15 protein-coding genes are annotated in these 16,277 nt (G+C 57.7%); 4 read left to right on the forward strand and 11 right to left on the reverse strand.

Features of this window, described 5'->3' with window-relative positions; translation table 11 throughout:
- Nucleotides 1–11: 11 nt before the first annotated feature.
- Together ACYSMN_RS17045 and ACYSMN_RS17050 are read right to left on the reverse strand one after the other, a co-directional pair.
- Nucleotides 12–2,375: a M1 family metallopeptidase gene (locus tag ACYSMN_RS17045; protein ID WP_488925118.1), complete on the reverse strand. Its 2,364-nt coding sequence runs from the start codon at nucleotides 2,373–2,375 to the stop codon at nucleotides 12–14.
- Between the two features lie 229 nt (nucleotides 2,376–2,604).
- Nucleotides 2,605–3,204 (reverse strand): HupE/UreJ family protein, encoded by a 600-nt coding sequence (locus ACYSMN_RS17050; RefSeq protein WP_488925119.1) that lies wholly within the window; start codon nucleotides 3,202–3,204, stop codon nucleotides 2,605–2,607.
- Nucleotides 3,205–3,322: 118 nt separating this feature from the next.
- On the opposite strand from ACYSMN_RS17050, the gene ACYSMN_RS17055 reads away from it, so the two are divergent.
- Nucleotides 3,323–3,760, forward strand: a complete 438-nt coding sequence (locus tag ACYSMN_RS17055) for a hypothetical protein (RefSeq protein ID WP_488925120.1) — start codon at nucleotides 3,323–3,325, stop codon at nucleotides 3,758–3,760.
- A gap of 125 nt (nucleotides 3,761–3,885) precedes the next feature.
- On the opposite strand, the gene ACYSMN_RS17060 is transcribed toward ACYSMN_RS17055, so the two are convergent.
- On the reverse strand, nucleotides 3,886–7,638 hold the full coding sequence (locus ACYSMN_RS17060; RefSeq protein ID WP_488925121.1) for a beta strand repeat-containing protein: 3,753 nt from the start codon (nucleotides 7,636–7,638) through the stop codon (nucleotides 3,886–3,888).
- A 1,423-nt stretch (nucleotides 7,639–9,061) separates the two neighbouring features.
- Between ACYSMN_RS17060 and ACYSMN_RS17065 the strand changes: the two genes are divergently transcribed.
- Nucleotides 9,062–10,048 carry an L-threonylcarbamoyladenylate synthase gene (locus ACYSMN_RS17065; RefSeq protein WP_488925122.1) on the forward strand — a complete coding sequence of 329 codons (987 nt, stop codon included), beginning with the start codon at nucleotides 9,062–9,064 and terminating at the stop codon, nucleotides 10,046–10,048.
- Nucleotides 10,049–10,089: 41 nt separating this feature from the next.
- On the opposite strand, the gene ACYSMN_RS17070 is transcribed toward ACYSMN_RS17065, so the two are convergent.
- From ACYSMN_RS17070 to ACYSMN_RS17105, 8 genes are all read right to left on the reverse strand, one after another.
- Nucleotides 10,090–11,292, reverse strand: coding sequence for a hypothetical protein (locus ACYSMN_RS17070; protein WP_488925123.1), 1,203 nt, complete (start codon nucleotides 11,290–11,292; stop codon nucleotides 10,090–10,092).
- A gap of 53 nt (nucleotides 11,293–11,345) precedes the next feature.
- On the reverse strand, nucleotides 11,346–12,563 hold the full coding sequence (locus ACYSMN_RS17075) for a hypothetical protein (RefSeq protein WP_488925124.1): 1,218 nt from the start codon (nucleotides 12,561–12,563) through the stop codon (nucleotides 11,346–11,348).
- 120 nt (nucleotides 12,564–12,683) lie between these two features.
- Nucleotides 12,684–12,773: a hypothetical protein gene (locus ACYSMN_RS17080; protein ID WP_488925163.1), complete on the reverse strand. Its 90-nt coding sequence runs from the start codon at nucleotides 12,771–12,773 to the stop codon at nucleotides 12,684–12,686.
- 21 nt (nucleotides 12,774–12,794) lie between these two features.
- The gene (locus ACYSMN_RS17085) at nucleotides 12,795–13,145 is read right to left on the reverse strand and encodes a HepT-like ribonuclease domain-containing protein (protein WP_488925125.1); all 351 of its coding nucleotides are present in this window, start codon (nucleotides 13,143–13,145) and stop codon (nucleotides 12,795–12,797) included.
- Entirely contained in the window at nucleotides 13,126–13,440 is a 315-nt protein-coding gene (locus ACYSMN_RS17090) for a nucleotidyltransferase family protein (RefSeq protein ID WP_488925126.1), read from the reverse strand. The genes ACYSMN_RS17085 and ACYSMN_RS17090 overlap by 20 nt, the downstream gene beginning before the upstream one ends.
- 131 nt (nucleotides 13,441–13,571) lie before the next feature.
- A complete protein-coding gene (locus ACYSMN_RS17095) occupies nucleotides 13,572–14,252 on the reverse strand; it encodes a hypothetical protein (protein ID WP_488925127.1) in 681 nt (226 codons plus the stop codon).
- 426 nt (nucleotides 14,253–14,678) lie between these two features.
- Entirely contained in the window at nucleotides 14,679–15,074 is a 396-nt protein-coding gene (locus ACYSMN_RS17100) for a type II toxin-antitoxin system VapC family toxin (protein ID WP_488925128.1), read from the reverse strand.
- Nucleotides 15,035–15,256 (reverse strand): hypothetical protein, encoded by a 222-nt coding sequence (locus ACYSMN_RS17105; RefSeq protein ID WP_488925129.1) that lies wholly within the window; start codon nucleotides 15,254–15,256, stop codon nucleotides 15,035–15,037. The genes ACYSMN_RS17100 and ACYSMN_RS17105 overlap by 40 nt, the downstream gene beginning before the upstream one ends.
- Nucleotides 15,257–15,469: 213 nt before the next feature.
- Between ACYSMN_RS17105 and ACYSMN_RS17110 the strand changes: the two genes are divergently transcribed.
- On the forward strand, nucleotides 15,470–15,688 hold the full coding sequence (locus ACYSMN_RS17110; protein ID WP_488925130.1) for a hypothetical protein: 219 nt from the start codon (nucleotides 15,470–15,472) through the stop codon (nucleotides 15,686–15,688).
- Nucleotides 15,688–15,987 (forward strand): PIN domain-containing protein, encoded by a 300-nt coding sequence (locus tag ACYSMN_RS17115; RefSeq protein ID WP_488925131.1) that lies wholly within the window; start codon nucleotides 15,688–15,690, stop codon nucleotides 15,985–15,987. Before ACYSMN_RS17110 ends, ACYSMN_RS17115 begins: the two co-directional genes overlap by 1 nt.
- Nucleotides 15,988–16,277: the final 290 nt, after the last annotated feature.

Genomic DNA, 16,277 nt, shown 5'->3' on the forward strand with positions numbered 1-16,277 from the left:
GAAGATGACGCTTAATTGGTGCCGCCGCTTGCTCCGCCGGTGCTGCCGGCGGGCTTTTGCTCCTGCTTCTGCATGGCGTTTTGCTGCATGGGGTTGGGCTGGCTGCGCTGCTGCTGCTCAAACAGCTCGAAGCGCGACGGGGTGGCTTTTTGCGGCCAAGCGTTGTTGCTCAGATCGGTGTCAGCGGTTTGCAGGTAGGGGTCCAGCACAAAGCTCACTACTGGCTTTTCGGTGATGAGGATTTTGGTGACTTCGGCGTTGTTCTTGCGCCAGATTTCAGCCGGAATGTTCATCACTTCCTGCTTGCCGTCCTCGTAGGTCATCTGGATGATGACGGGCATCGTGAGGCCACCCAGGTTTTTGAGGCTCAGTTCATAGAAGTTCAGGCCGGCGTTCAGGCGCTTCTGTTGCTCTGGTGTGAGGCTCTGCACGAACTTCTGGTAGCGCTGCTTGTCGGCCTCGGTGGTAGCCAGCGGGTCGTATTGGTTGTAGAAATCCAGCAACTGGGGTTTCTCATCCACTAAGGTCTTCGGGATGTCCTGCAAGTTGCGCTGCTGCGACAACGTTTGGGGCGCCTTATTGATAAGCTCCCGCTTGCGGGCATTTTCAATTTCAGGGTTCTTGGAATCCACTGAATACCACTTCACGCCCGCAATAGCTAGGTCGGTCCGGTCGGTGGTGTAGAACCAGCCTCGCCAGAACCAGTCGAGGTCGGTACCGGAGGCGTCTTCCATCGTGCGGAAGAAGTCGGCGGGAGTGGGGTGCTTGTAGGCCCAACGGCGCGCGTATTCCTTGAAGGCATAGTCAAAAAGCTCGCGGCCCAGAATGGTTTCGCGCAGAATATTGAGGCCAGTAGCCGGCTTGGCGTAAGCGTTGTTACCGAACTGCAGCACCGACTCCGAGTTGGTCATAATCGGGGTTTGCAGCGTTTTGTCGGTGCGCATATAATCCACGATGGCTGCTGGCTCGCCGCGGCGCGAAGGATAATTCCGCTGCCACTCCTGCTCCGTGAGGTACTGCACGAAAGTGTTCAGCCCTTCGTCCATCCAGGTCCACTGCCGTTCGTCGGAGTTGATGATCATGGGAAAGAAATTGTGGCCCACTTCATGGACAATCACCGAAATCATCCCGTATTTCCGCTCCGCCGAATACGTGCCATCCTTCTCTGGTCGGCCGCCATTGAAGCAAATCATCGGGTATTCCATGCCGCCCACCGGCCCGTGTACGGAAATGGCCACCGGGTACTGGTACGGAATCGTGAACTTGGAGTAGGTTTTGATGGTGTGCGCCACTACTTCCGTGGAATACTTACCCCACAAAGGGTTGCCTTCTTTGGGATAGTAGCTCATGCACAACACCGGCGTGCCGTTCTGCTCGATGCCCATAGCATCCCAGATAAACTTGCGCGACGAAGCCCAGGCAAAGTCACGCACGTTTTTGGCGGAGTAAGTCCAGGTTTTGGTATTCTTGACGCGCTTCAGCTCGGCCTGCTCCGCTTCCAGCGGCGTTACAATCAGAACCGGGCTTTTCGCTTTCACCGCTTGTGCCAGGCGCTGGCGTTGCGTGGAGCTCAGTACTTCGTTGGGGTTTTGCAACGTCCCGGTGGCACCCACTACGTGGTCGGCGGGCGCCGTGATGCTGACGCGGTAGTCGCCGAAGGGGAGGGCAAACTCGCCATTGCCGAGAAACTGCTTGTGCTGCCAGCCCTGGTTGTCGGAATACACAGCCATGCGCGGGTAAAACTGCGCGATTTCGTAGAGGTAGTTTTTATCCTCCGGAAAATACTCGTAGCCGCTGCGCTGGTTGATCTTGAGTTGGTCGTTGATGTTGTAGCTCCACGTGATGCTGAACGTAACGGCCTGCCGCGGCCGTAGCGGCGTCGGCAAATCCACGCGCATCATGGTGTGGTTGATGACGTGCGGCAGCGTCTTGCCGCCTTTCAGCTTCACCTCCCCAATTTTGAAACCCCCGTCAAACTCGCTACGCTGTAAATAATCCAGCGCCTGAAACGACATTTTCTCCTGAATCTGGCCGGTTTCAGTGGCCGTCGTGATGGAGTTTTTGTCGAGCACATTCTGGTCGAGCTGCACCCACAGATAAGTGAGCACGTCAGGCGAAAGGTTGGTATAAGTGATGTCCTCGGAGCCCGTAATGGATTGTTTTTCGTCGTCGAGCTTTACGCGGATAACGTAGTCGGCGCGTTGTTGCCAGTAGTCGGTACCGGGCGCGCCGGAGGCCGTGCGGTAGGAATTGGGCGTGGGCAACAGCGTTTCGAGCTGAGCAAATTTGTCGGTGCCCGAATTGGTGGTCTGGGCCAGCGTGGGTGCGGCCGTTAGGAGCGTCAGAGCAGCAGCTGGTAGAAGTATTTTGTGCATAGGTGGTACGTGCGGAGAAGCCGGAGAGCGAGGAGGGTAAATTTAAAGAATTTACTCCGCCAATTTTCCAAAGACGAGAGAGGATGGAACGGTGTTGCACCAAGTTTGTAGCAGACAAATTCGTTCCCCGAGGAATGGGGAAAACTCCTACATGATTAAGGCATGTCCTGCACGCTCACATTCTCGCTGCACAAGGCGCGAAATGAATATCAGCAGCCCATCAACCTAGTTACGCCAACAACAGCACCACCGCAATACCAGCCGCCGCACCACTGATTACCAGCAGCCAGTCGCGGCGCGATACACCAACGCCACGCAGGAGCAGAAACCCAAATAGCAGAATTAGGAGCACGATGAGCAATTGGCCCAATTCCACGCCCAGATTGAAGGCCAGCAGCTCCAGCACCGGCCGGCTTTGGCGGCCGAGCAGTTCCCGCAAATAATTGGAAAAACCCAGGCCATGAATCAGCCCAAACCCGGCGGCTAGCAGATTCGGCAGGGCCAGCAGAATAGGCTCGGCCTGACTCCGGCGGGCCAGGCGCGGCTCAGCACGTCCCGCTCTAAGTAGGTTTCCAACGCAAGTCAGCAGAATGGTAACCGGAATGAGCTTCTCAATCAGGCTCGGGCTGTACTGCACGAAGCCCAACGTAGCCAGCGCCAGCGTGAGCGAGTGGCCGATGGTAAAGCTCGTTACCAGAGCCACTACGCGGCGCCAATCGGCCAGCACGTAGGGCGCGCACAAGGCCAGCAGGAACACCATATGGTCGTAGGCCTGCAAGTTAAAGATGTGCCGGAAGCCCAGTTCGAGGTAGGTCTGAAACAGAGACATAGGACAAAGCTAATAGTAGTGCTCACATTAGGTGCCATGTCAGGCTGAAAACCACTTACATTTACGGCAGTGCCATATTCTGCCCCGGTACGTTTTCAATGTCATCTTCTTCATTTGTATGTCTAAAAATTTACTGCTCACTACCCTGGTCCTTGGATTTGCCGCGCAAGTCCTAGCCCAGACTTCTGATGCCCTACCCGCCGCCACTCAAAGCGCGGCCGCGGCTGTAGTGTCCGCCACGGCACCCGACAGCGTTATGGCCGTGCGTAACCTGTTTCGTCAGCGTCGTACTGGAGGAGGTGTATTCTCGGCTATCGGCGCAGGAGCCACTGGAGCTATTGCCCGTGGCCTCAGCAGCGGCGACTCCGGTGGTAATGCTGCGGGTGCGCTGGTAAGCATTGCCGTGATTGGCGGCCTACCCGTCGCTATAGGTATCAGCAAGTTGGCGCGGTTCAGCGCGTCGCGTGAAGAGGCAATAGTAGCTGCCTATCAACAAGGCAAATCCTTGCCCGGCTACGTCCGTCGCCGCCTCAAACCCAAGCATTTTGGGACGTAAGCAATACAGTCAACTCAATACTCACTACTTAGATAGTGACTAGCAACAGCCACATCTTGGAGCTTCCGAGCAACAAAAAGCCCCGCCAGCAACCTGGCGGGGCTTTTTGTTGCTCGGAAGCATTGTTATTGCTTCACGATGCGGCGCACATCGAGGCCGCCTTCGGTGCGAGCCCGGAGCAGGTACACGCCATTCGGCAGTTGCGTCAGGTTCAGCGGCTGCGTCAAACGGCCGGCGGGTACTGTCAGGGTTTGCACCTGCTGCCCAACGGTGTTGTATACGCTCAGCTCCACTGCTTTAGTGTAGCCCGCCAGCTTTACTACCAAGTTGCCATCGGTGGTGGGGTTGGGATAAAGCGTGAGCGAGGAACCAGCCAGTGGCTTCACGCTGGAGTTCACCGTCAGCGGAGCCGAAGGAGTAGAAGCGCAGCCGTTGGCGTTGGTAGTAGCCACGGTGTAGCCGCCGAACTGCGCCGCGGAGTTCACCACGTAGGTTTGGTTGGTAGCACCAGGCACGGCCACACCGTTGAGAAACCACTGATTGCCGGTTGCCGCGCTGGAAGTCAGCGTGGTGGTGGCGCCGTTATATACCACGCTGATGGTCGGCGTAGCCGGACGAGCATTGATGGTTACGGAGAAGGTAGCCGTAGCTGCCGCGCAGCCACCCGCAGCAGCCACCGTGTTGGTAACCGTGTAAGTGCCAGGCGTGCTGCTAGCCAGCGTGATAACACCCGTTGTGGCGTTAATCGTCAGGCCCGTCGTTGAGGAGAACGTGCCAGCCGTGCTGGTAGCGGGTACTACCGGCGCCGGATTCGTGCCCGAAACGCAATAAGCAGCGTTAGCATAGGAGAAAGTAGCTACCTGAGCAGTGGTGATAGTTACGGAAGCCGTAGCCGACGAAGGGCAGGTGCCCGCCACGCTGTACGTTACGGTGTAGGTGCCGGGCGTGCTGGCCGCTAGGTTGATGGCACCCGTGGTAGCGTCGATGCTCAGGCCCGTAGTGGAAGAGAACGTGCCACCAGCCGTACCAGTAACCGTGGCTACCGGGTTGGTACCGCTCTGGCAGAAAGTAGCAGTGCTGTACGCAAACGTGGCCGTAGTAGCCGGATTAACGGTTACCACAACCGGAGTCGAAGTGGCTGTACATCCGCTGGCGTTGGTCACTATCACCGTGTAAGAACCACCCGTCGTAACGGTGGCGGTGTAAGTAGCACTGGTAGCACCAGAAATATCAGTGCCGTTGAGTTGGTACTGGTAGGTAGCGCCGGCAACCGGAGCGGCCTCCAGCGTCAGAGCGCCGGTGCCGCAGAAAGTAGTAGCCGTACTAGCCGTCAAGGTAGCCGTTGGCGCAGGGTTAACGGTTACAGTCACCGGAGCCGAGTAGACCGTCCGGTTGTCGGCGGTCTGAATAACGGCCCGGAACGTGGTGGTAGCCGTTAGGTTGCTGAAGGCCAGCGTGGCGCTGGTATTGGTGCCTGGTACGGCCACAAAGCCACTGCCCGTATTGGCTTCATAGCCAGTGATGGTGCCTACATTACCCGCCAGCGTGATAGTGCCCGAGTTGCTGCCCGCGCACACGGCCACAATGGAGCTGCTAAGCGTGCCGCCTTCCGTATTGGCTAACGCGAAGAAGTCGTTGCCCGGCGTCAAATCTAATGCTGATACAATACCGGTAGCCGGAGCCGTGGCGGCAGCGCCTCCAATAGAAGCATACGCGCCACTAGCCGTAGGAGCTTGAGCCACTACAGCCGTAGCCGCGTTGCCTACTACGTCATCGGCGCCGTAGCTCAGCTGCACCCGAGCAGTGGCCGGCAGGTTAGCCGAGTTTTCCAGGCGCACATAGCGGGTAGGATTCAGGTTAGTAACCGGCGAAACGCCCGTGCCGCCCGTGGCGCCACTTACCACCGTAGCTGTGAAAGTTTGATTGGTGGCGGCAGTGATGCCCGTCACCACTACGGGCCGCCACTGCGTGTCGCCCACGGCGAAAGTACGGTTTACGGCCGTGGCACTATTGACCGTGATGCCCAATGGGCCGCGCACGTAGCTAGCAGCTAGTGGCGTGGTACCAGTAGTAGCAGCCGAGCCGGTTGGGATGGCGCCAGCGTTGGGACCGAGCACTACGGTATTAGCGGCTGAGGTAGTGAGCACTCCCTGCACCAGTTGCAGCGAAGCATTGCTTACACCCGCAATGGCTAGGTTGCCGCCCGCGAGTATTACACCCTGCGGGTTGGAAATAGTCATAACGTCTACGCTGCGCGAAGCCGGAATCTCTACCCCCGTAGTACGAGGAGCAATTTCGGGTGCGTATAATAATTGCAGCGCGCCCGAGCCTAGATTAAACACCGGAGCTACGTCGAAGTTGCCGGTAGCCATCGTGCTACCATTTACCCCGTACTGAATGCTGTTGAACACGGCATTGCCTGCGCCTATCGTTAGACTGCCGGCGCCCGTTACATTGCCCGAAAATAGCGCTACGCTCGTTGCCACCACCGGCGCCGATAAAGTCACTCCGGCCGGGGTGTCAAACGAGATTTGGCGAATAGGGCTAGAGTAAGTACCCGTACCACCCAGCGTCTGGGCCGCGGCGCCACCGAGGAAGTACAGGCGGCTGCCTGCTACCGTGCCAACCGTTGGCGTGGTAGCCGTGAACGTACCATTATTGGTGATGCTGGTGCCTGCTTGCACGTAAGTATTAGCGCCCACGTCGAAGGTGGTGCCGCTATTCACCAGCAGGGTTCCGTAGTTGAAAACCGTGCCGCCCAGAGCCACCGTTTTGGCCGTGCCCGTGTTGTCGAGCACAATGCTGGGCGTGTTGCCATTAATACGGAAGTTGAAGTTGGTGGCCGTAGCCGCCGTACCGATTTGCAGCGTACCGCCCGTGATGGCTGGCGTGCCTCCCACATTGTAGTCGAGGCCCGGCGTGGCGTTGCTGTTGCGGTTGACCAAATTGATGGTGCCGCCGGAAATATTCACGTTCACCACCGTCGTGGCGGTGGCTTGGAAAAGCCCGAAGGTGGAGTTGGTTGACGCATTGCCTATGGTGGCCACGTTGATGGTGCCATTCGCCAGCGTAAAGGTCATGGCGTTGCCGCCATTGCTGAAGCGGCCGGCTACATTGAGCGTACCGCTCTGCTGGTTGTACACCGCGCCCGTGCCGAAGGTAAGCGAGTTACCAATTGCCGTACCCACGTTAAATGCACCCGCCGAAATGTTCAGCAAGCCGTTCACTACTGGTGAGCCATTGCGGCCAAGCACGGTAAAGTTGGGGTTGTTCAGCCACAGTCCGCCCGTGGCCGGAATAGTGTAGCCGTTCGTGGTGCCGCCTACCACGTTATTGCTGATGGTAGCCGTACCTGAAATCTTGAGGGTGCCGGTCATGTCGTCGGCCGGGGTGGTGCCAGCGGTGCGCGTCAGCAGGAAGCCATCCGGAGCCGTGGTGCTGCCTTTTACCGAGAGGCTCGGCAGGTTCATCTCTACCACATCGGCCCGAACCGACTTGGCCAGCGTCACGGTTTGCAGATCCGTGGTGCCGGTGCCGGTGAAGTTGGCACTACCGGCGCCTATAAAGCGTAAATCCGACCCAATGGCGGTAGTGGCGCTCAAATCCAGCGTGCCGTTGTTGGTCACGCTGCCGGCTACCTGTAGCGAGTACGCCGTGGTAGCGGAGGTGAGCAAGGAGCCAGTGCTGGCTACGGTAAGCGAAGCGCAGCTACCCGCTACGTCCAGCGTTACGGTTGCTCCTGCCGCAATTGTCACATCGTCGGCAGCGGTAGGTACTACACCACCCACCCAAGAGGTTGGGGCGCTCCAGTTGCCGCCCGTCGCCGTAGAGCTGATGGCTGCCAGCGGCCGATGTGCTGTTACGGTACGAGTGGGCACTACCACCGCGGGAGGCGTTGTTCTGGGAAGTACTACTCTCTCAGCCGCTAGGGGCAGCTGCAAGAGCCGGTTTTGGGCGTGTGAGCCGGTTGTGAATGAGAGCAACCCAAGAGTAGCAGCCACCAGGGGCCGCCAGTTGCACCGTTTAGTACGTAGTCCCAGGAATGGGAACAAGGACGTACCAGTAGAAAGTAAAGGTTGGGGCATAAAAGAGAAAAAGTGAAAAAAGAGAAAGGGTTGAAAACAGACACACGGCCCCGATGCTGCCAAAAGGCAACAGGCGCAAGCAAAGCGTCAGAAAAGAAGAGGGAGTGCGGGAGACTTGTAGTAAACTGAACTCCGAAAAAACTTCACTAGGGCAGAAGAATTAGAATGCCGGGTCTGTAAAGATGCTGCCTTTTTCGAGCTATTTTACACTGTGCATAAAAATATTATTATGTCTCATTGCTACACTGCTTCAACAGTCCCTCATGCAATGCTTCCCAAGTTGTAGATCTGCTACTTCGTGATTTCAGTGGACTACCTGAGACATAATGCGAGGTGCTATAAGCAAGCACGATGGAGCCTTTGCGGCACTCGACTAGATACGCTGAGTGATAGGTCTATAACTGGCTACAGTGGGCGAAAGAGCAGAAAAGCGAGTTGAAAATTATTGCTGAAGGGTGCTCGCGCAAAGCTGTCTCCTAGCTCCCCTTACTACTGATCTTGTTGTTACTGGCGGCTACAAATGCTGACTCTGCTCATGTAGTAGCTACTTCCCGGCCATTGGATTGGTAGGATAGCGTGTGAAAGTGATGCACAAACGTTGCGAGACGGGTAGGAACAAATAACAAGAAGCCACCCTGTCGGTAATATGCCGGTAGGGTGGCTTCCCTTTAGAAAGAATGAACGGAACGCAACTTCTGACTGCGTTAGCAGACGCTACTAGAAGAATATGATCTTCAGTCTTTGCGAAATAATAAGGTGCTGACTGGCGCATCAGAACTGCCACCAGTGAAAGTACTAATCAGCGTGTAACCCTCCGCGTAGAGCCGAGCGATAAGTTGTTGAATTTGTTCTGTGCTCGCTTTTTGATCTTTCTTGCCAACCACACTGGCTAAGTCTTGTTGCTCCGTTTTGCCTTCTCCATAGCTCAGAAACAATCGCATGGCTGATGGTGCTTCAAACAGTCGTACTACGGCTATCTTACTCGTGGTTTATGCTAAAGCAGCGGGTATACCAGTACATAGGTTACTAAAAAGTAGTACAGTCAGGACAAGCGTTTTCATGGGCTATAGAGATTAAGTACAAAGAACAGAGTGCAATAATCCCGCCAGCATGGGGCTACTATATTTTTCACTTAGACCAATACTGAAATACTGAAAGAGACCGGGCCGTACCTTTACCGTGTGCTCCGGCTATCGGGAGCTACTCTGTTTACGCTATGAATACTCTGCTAGGCACCGACCTACACCACACCGCCGCTTTGTTGCGGGCCGGCGAGCTGGTCGCTATTCCAACTGAAACCGTATACGGTCTGGCTGGGCATGGCCTGCGGGAAGAGAGCCTGCGCCGCATTTTCGCCGTGAAAGGTCGCCCGCTGAGCAACCCGCTGATTCTGCATTTTGCCAGCACCGAACACCTAACCGGCTACGTGCGCCCCGAAGCCGTACCACCCGCTGCTCATACTTTGCTGGCGGCCTTTAGCCCTGGCCCGCTCACCTTGCTGCTGCCCCGCGAGCCGGCCGTAGTGCCCGACATGGTTACGGCTGGGCTACCCGATGTAGCGGTGCGCATCCCGGCTCATCCATTGGTACGGGAACTACTCGCTCAACTCGACTTCCCACTGGCGGCGCCTTCCGCCAATCCCTTCGGCTACATCAGCCCCACGCTCCCCGAACACGTGTTGCGTCAGCTCGGCGGCCAGATTCCCTACATCCTCGACGGCGGGCCCTGCCAGGCGGGTATCGAAAGCACGGTGGTCGGTTTCGGGCCAGCAGGCGAGCCGGTGGTGTACCGGCCGGGGGCTATTTCGCTGGAGATGCTCCAAGCCGTAGTGCCCGCTGCCCGGCTGCGCACCGCTGCCGAAAAAGAGCAGCGGGCTGCCAGCCCCGGCCTGCTGCCCTTCCATTACTCGCCCCACACGCCGTTGCAGCTTTTCGGGCCTGGCCTAGCCGATGTTCCCCCCTTCGACCCGGCTACCACCGGCGCCCTCACGCTGCGCGAGCCAGTGCCGGGCCTGCCCAGCGCGCAGCAAGTGGTGCTCAGCCCCGGCCGCGGCGACCTAGCTGAAGCCGCGCACGGCCTTTACGCCGCCTTACACCACCTCGACAGCCTGGGCCTGAAGCAGCTACTAGCCGAGCGCCTACCGAACACTGGCCTGGGCGTGGCGCTCAACGAGCGACTGGAAAAGGCGGCAGCGCGAGGGTAAAAAGCGTGGTGGCAGGGTAGCGCGAGCGGCTCAGCGCCTACTTAAAAATTGAAGTCCTCTGGTTCGCCAAGCAACTGGCGGCCCTTCAAAATACCCTCCCGAACCATGTCGCCAATGCCATGCTGTTCGCGGTCGGACAGAGGCGGCTGGGCAATGCCCCACTCCCGGCGCTGGCAGTACGCTTCATAAGCCAGCGGCAAGTTCTCGAGTAGCTTACGTTTGCGGAAGGCATACGACGCCTGGCAGACGGCACGCCGCCAGTCGGGGCCGGCTTCGATGGGTACGGGTTCTTCGAGGGAAGTAAGAAAATCAATGACCCTTTCCAGCTCTTCATCTTCAAACTCGTCTGGCGGGTTGGCCGTTTGGTACGCGAAGCGTTGGCGGTTCACCTGGGCCGACTCAAACTGCCGGGCAAATTCGTCGCGTAACGCAAGTCCCTCTTCGTAGTCGAGGTAGCTGGGGCGCGGGTCGGCAGGCGGGGCGGGTGGGGCCGCCTGCTGCTTGGCTTCGTACTCGGCTTTGTTGTTGGCGCGCCACGCTTTGAGGTAATATTCCTCTTTTTCGCCTCGGATGTCGGGCAGCTGCAGCAGCCTTTGGTTACCGGTGTGCTGGTTGTGAAACAGATACCATTCCGGCACCTCCTCCAATACCCAAGCCGAGTCCTGTTCATCGTCGGAGTAAACCGCTTTTACATCATCATACCGTTGCCACCCAAAACGATTCCCCCAGTGTTCGAGCAGGTCTTCTTCGTAGTCGGCTTGTTCTACGAAGCGTAGGTAGAGAGCCAGGTCGTCTTCGGTGATGGGCTCGATGACCGTGCAATTTTCGATTTGGTGAGAAAGGTTGTCGAAATCATAGCTTATCTGCACGCCCGGCACTTCTGCCTGCTCGGCCCGCCATAAGCATTGCAAATCGAATAGCTTTTTCTGCTGGATGTCCCACAAGCGTTTGTAGGCTTCGCGCTCAAATCGGGTGAGCTGCCCGGTAAGCTGGCGTTCGGAAAAGTCGCCAAAACGCAGCCACAGTATTTTTTGATGCACGTACTCGCGGGCGAAGGTTTCGCGTACCTTGGGTTGGTAAGGCGCGAAAAAAGCGTCGTACTGAGAGTTGGTGCGTAGGTCTTGCTCAATTTTAACTGCCAGCTCGGCGTACTCCTGGTTTTTCTGCGCTTCTTTGGTATAGTGCGCAGCGCGTGGGTTGGCGGGTTGTTCAGGCTGTTCGGCGGGTTGTTCGGCGTCGCTCATACGGCAGAAGAAAGATGAAAGAAAGAGTATAGGGTGAGTAACTTCACCACTGTTCAAAAATCGAAGTCTTCGGGTTCGCCCAGCAGCTTGCGGCCATTCAGCACCTGCCTTTTCATGGCTTCATGTGTCCTCGATGGTCTTTTTTCGCGCACCTGTGGATGCGCAATGCCCACTTGCTCCCGCATCAGATACGCTTCGTACGCCTGGGGTAGGTGCTCGAGCAGCTTGCGGCGCTTGAATTCGCTTACGGTTTTGAGCAGTGCTTGCCGCCAATTGGAGCCGGCTTCGATGGGCACGGGCTCATGAATGTCGTTCAGAAAGTCAACGGCCTCCTGGATATCGTCGTCCCGGACGTCATCGTCGGGACGCTCCTGGTTGGCGGTTTCGTAGGCTTCCATGCGCTGCCGCACCTGAATAGGCTCGAACTCGCGCGCGAACTGCTGAATCAGCTTGGCTTCTTCCTGGTAGTACAGCCACGACGGGCGCGGATCGTGGGGCGGGGCCGGGGGCGGCGGGTTGTCGCGCTGCTCTTGTTCGCGCTTAGCCCGGTAATCTTCGCCGTATGCTTGCAGGTAACGCTCTTCTTTGTCGCCGCGCACGTCGGGCAGGCGCATAAGCTGGCCGTGGCCGGTGCGCTGGTTATGAAACTCGTACCACGCGGGCAGCTCGCGCCCGGTGTCGTTGTCTGCTTCCCACTCCCGGTAGTCGGAGTACTCATCGAACGAGCCTATGTCGTCGCCATCGTTTAGCACGTCCTCATCGAAATCGGGCGTCTGTTCCACGAATTGCACATAGAAATCCAGCTCCGTCTCGGTAATGGGCGGCAGCAGCGGACAATTTTCGATTTTATCTCGCCGCATCGGCCAGAAATCGTAGGTGCTTTCTATACCGGGCAGGGTGAGTTGCTCGGCCCGCCAGCGGCACTCCAGGTCGAACAGCTTCTTGTGCTGGATGTCCCACAACCGTTCGGCGGCCAGGTTTTCGAAGTAGCTGAGCTGCCCCGATAAGTGCCGGGCGTAAAAGTCGCCGTAGCTCACCCACAGCAGCTTGCGTTGCGCGTAGCCGCGCGCAAAGTGTTCCCGCACCTGCGGATGATACTGGGCGAAAAACGCATCGTAGCGGGCGTTGCGCAGCAGATCCTGTTCGGTTTCGGCGGCAGATTGCGCGTGTTGGGCGTTTTCGGCCGCCTGCTTGCGGTAATAGGTGCCGGCGTCCAGCGGCTCTTTGGCTGGATCGGTATTAGCGGCGGGCGTAGGATCGGTGTCAGCCATAAAATGGAATAGGATGTTGAGGTCATTAAAATAGAAAGAAAAGCCTTGCCGACACATTACCGGCTGAGCTTTTTATCACTTCGCTATCAATGAGCAAGTAACCGCCCGAAATTCCCACGGTCACGAACCAAAGGGCAGGTCGAAGCCCTGCTCGCCGAGGGAGTCAAGTGCCTCGTCGGTGGCTTCGAGGCGGATACCAGCTTCTTTCAGGCGCTGTTAGGTCTACCGGAACTATCCCGGCCCTTGAAGGTCTCGCAGCATCTGCGCTACGGTTTCACTTAGCGGGTCAATTTCACTTTCCAGCACATTGATTACGACCTCAAAGTCAATGTCGAAGTAGTGGTGAATGAGCCGGTCGCGCATCCGGGCAATTTGTTTCCAGGGTACAGTTGGATACTGTTCCCGCCACTCGGCCGGCAGGCTTTTGGTGGCCTCGCCGATAATTTCCAGACTGCGCACTACTGCCCGGCTTAGCGTCTCATCGTGGGCAATCTCGCGCAATGAGTGCTTGGCCCGGCAGCGTTGCAGGTAAGCCACCTCGTCGCGGATGTGCAGCAGGCGCTCAAGCGGCGGAAAGGACATACTCCGTGGTGCGTAGAATGTGCGGACCTATGTAAGGCGACAAGCTCTGCTGCGTTAGCAACTCTACGTCGCGGCCCAACAGTTCTTCCAGAAAATCAAGTACCTCGAAGAAGCTTCGAAACGTCTTACGGCCTCTCTCAAAATCTACCAGTACATCCACGTCGCTATCCGGCCCGGCCTCATCGCGCACGAAGGAGCCGAACAATCCCAGCCGCGCCACGCCCAGGGCGCGTAGCTGCGCCTGTTGCGCTTGCAGGCGGGCAATAACTTCGGCTTTGGTGCGAACAGGCTCCATAAAACAGGCTACGGGACTAGAGACACGCAAGATACGGTGCCTCACTAGCTTCTCTCCACCCGCGCCGCCGCTGCGCGGGTAACGGCGGTTTCTTTCAACGGGTCGTGGCAGGCCAGCCGCGAGAAGCTGGCCTAGTTGAACTCGTCCAGGTAGCCCAGCTCGCGGCGCTTGGCGGCGCGGGCCTGCGGGTCGCGGTACTGGGCGTCGAGCAGGCTGAGCATGGCTTGGAGCACGTCGAGCACGTAGGCTTGCAGCGGCTCGCGCTCGGCAATGGCTTTGGTGACGCCCTGGGCCGCGTTGGTGGCCTGCCCGGTGGCCGTGGCGTAGGCCGCGCGGATGGGCTGCCAGAAGGCCGTGCCGTAGTCGCGGGCGTCGAGGCCGTTGGCCGTAAGGGCGGCCAGCAGCTTGTCGAGGGCTTTGAGGCGCTCGCCCTGGTCGGCGGGCAGGATGTAGCTGTCGCGGTACGTAACGATGCCGAACTGGGCGTAATGCTCCTTGGCGCGGGCTTTGGTGAACTTCTCGGCGATATAGCCCTTCACGTAGTTCAGCCCATCTTCCATCTTGGCATCGAGGGCGCGCAGGTCGCCCGACACCTGGGGGCGCAGCAGGCCGGCGGTTTCGCGGGCCGTCACGGCCGCCTCGAAGGCCACGGCTTTCGGCCCGAACTCGGCGGCCGTGGTCCAGATAAACTCCAGCTGGGGGTTGGCGGTCCAGGCATCTTTCAGGCGCAGGGCCAGATCGGCTTGGCCGCGCAGGGCGCTCGGAATGGCCGGAGCCGGCGTCGGGTCGTTCGGGGTAGGGGTAGGTTCCATCGGCAAAAAGGGGATAGGGTGAATGACTACAGGGCAAGCAACCCCCAGCGTGTGGCACGGACTTCAGTCCGTGGCCCAAAACAGAGCAGCTTACCGTGGTGAAAGTAGCATTAGTTCCGATATTCCGCCGCACCCGCCTGAGAGTGCCGCCCAGGTAGCCCACGCACCCGCCCAGGCGGCTTACCTGGCTCCCAGGTAGGTGGTGCATCGGCTTTCACCACCCACCTAGGAGCCAGGCAGGCCGGAAAAGCCGCTTGGGGGCTCACCTGGCTCCTAGGTAGGGCGCAAAAGTTCTTTTGGAGCTTACCTAGGAACTAGGTAGGTCGGGAAAGCAGGTGGGGGCCTTGGTTGGGAGGAGAAAAACACCCGCTACTCACACTGTAGCGGCGAGAGTAGCGGGCGTTTCATAAGACGTGGTTACTGACCTTACTGCACCACATGCACACCATATAGATGAAACTTGCTGTCAGAAGTCAGAACGGGCAGGTTTTCTGTGAGAGCCTGTGCGATAATGAGCAGGTCGAATGGGTCGCCGTGGTCCTTGATCTTAGGCAGCGTGGCAATGTAAAGCAAGTGGCTTTGCTTGATGGGCAGCAGGCTAATCCTAAACTTGCGGCGAATTACAACGGTAAAGGTTTCCAAGGAAAGGTCGCTTAAATCCAGCTTGCCCAACCGAACCTTGATAGCCATCTCCCACAGGCTGGCCGGACTCACGACGAAGGAATTATCTCCATCCAGCAAGACGCGCTGCGAAACCGGCGGCAATGCGCCAAAGTCGGTACCTAGCACGATAAGCGCGTTGGTATCAAGCAAGTATTGCATTCGCCGCTCGGCCAATTAGCCGGACGTTCATGCGGCTCGAAGAAGTCGGGATGCACGATGATTTTGCCCTTAAAATAGTTCGGGATGATGCTCGACTTTTTGGCCGGCTTGGCGGCGGACTTTTTGGCCACTCCTGGTTTAGCCGGCGCAGCTTTCTTCTTGTTGGGGGCAGTCGTAGGCATGGCGGTGAAGGGGGTAATAAGCAAAGATAACGCGGGCCGCAAAAACTTAGTTGCTCCCTGTGTGCCAGTGCGGTGGGGGTAGCGAGGGGGCTGCCGGCTTCTTCCAGCCGCTGCTGCATCTGCCGGAACTGAATGTGCGCACGAGGCGGCAGCGGGGCACCATTTTCTAAGAGGGCCTTGTTATCTTGCTACAGCATCAGCCACCCTACGAGTATGAGTCTTCCTTCCAACCAGCCTACCAAACTAAACGACTTGCAAATCAGCTTGCTTCGCTTGTTTGAGCGCGGCATGAGCGACGAGGAGATTTTGGAAATTCGGGAGTTGCTGGTCGCGCACATGTCGAAGAAAATGCTGGACGAAGTGGAGCGCGTGAATGAGGAGCGCGGCTATACAGCGGCCGATGTCGAGGCCATGCTCAACGACCCGTCCTGATGCAGCGCTTGGTCGTTGATACCAATTGCTTGCTGGCATCGATTAACCCCCGCGGCGCGTATTTTCAGCTCTATGAGCTCTTCATCTCGAAGGCGTTTGAATGGGTAATCAGCAATGAAATCCTGACGGAGTATGAGGAGCAGGTTACGCGCCGCTACTCGGCTAGCACGGCGCAGCAAGTGCATGAAGTACTGCTTATGGCCCCCAACACCTACGTACAGGAAGCCTACTATAAATGGCAGCTCATTGAAGCCGACCCGGACGACAATAAGTTCGTTGCCATTGCTGCCGCCGAATGAATCATCAGCAACTGCCGACACGTTGCCGGGGTACATGGCATTGGGTTTCCCCGCGTGCCGATGCTCGTGCTACTGAAGCTTTTAAAGGAGTTGTAGTAACTCTTACGCGCATTTGGCGCAGTGCAATTCGTATTGGAACAGCAGACAAGATTTGACCTTCCACTAGTAGTGCCAATGGTAGAACAAGCGGCTGGCGTAGCCACCGCTACGCGGCAGTGTATGTCTAACCTCTATGTAATAGTCGCAAGTTATGTGGCGCTAACCTACGTCTGTTTGGAAGTTTGGAATCT

It is taken from the genome of Hymenobacter sp. M1-2 (assembly GCF_057808495.1).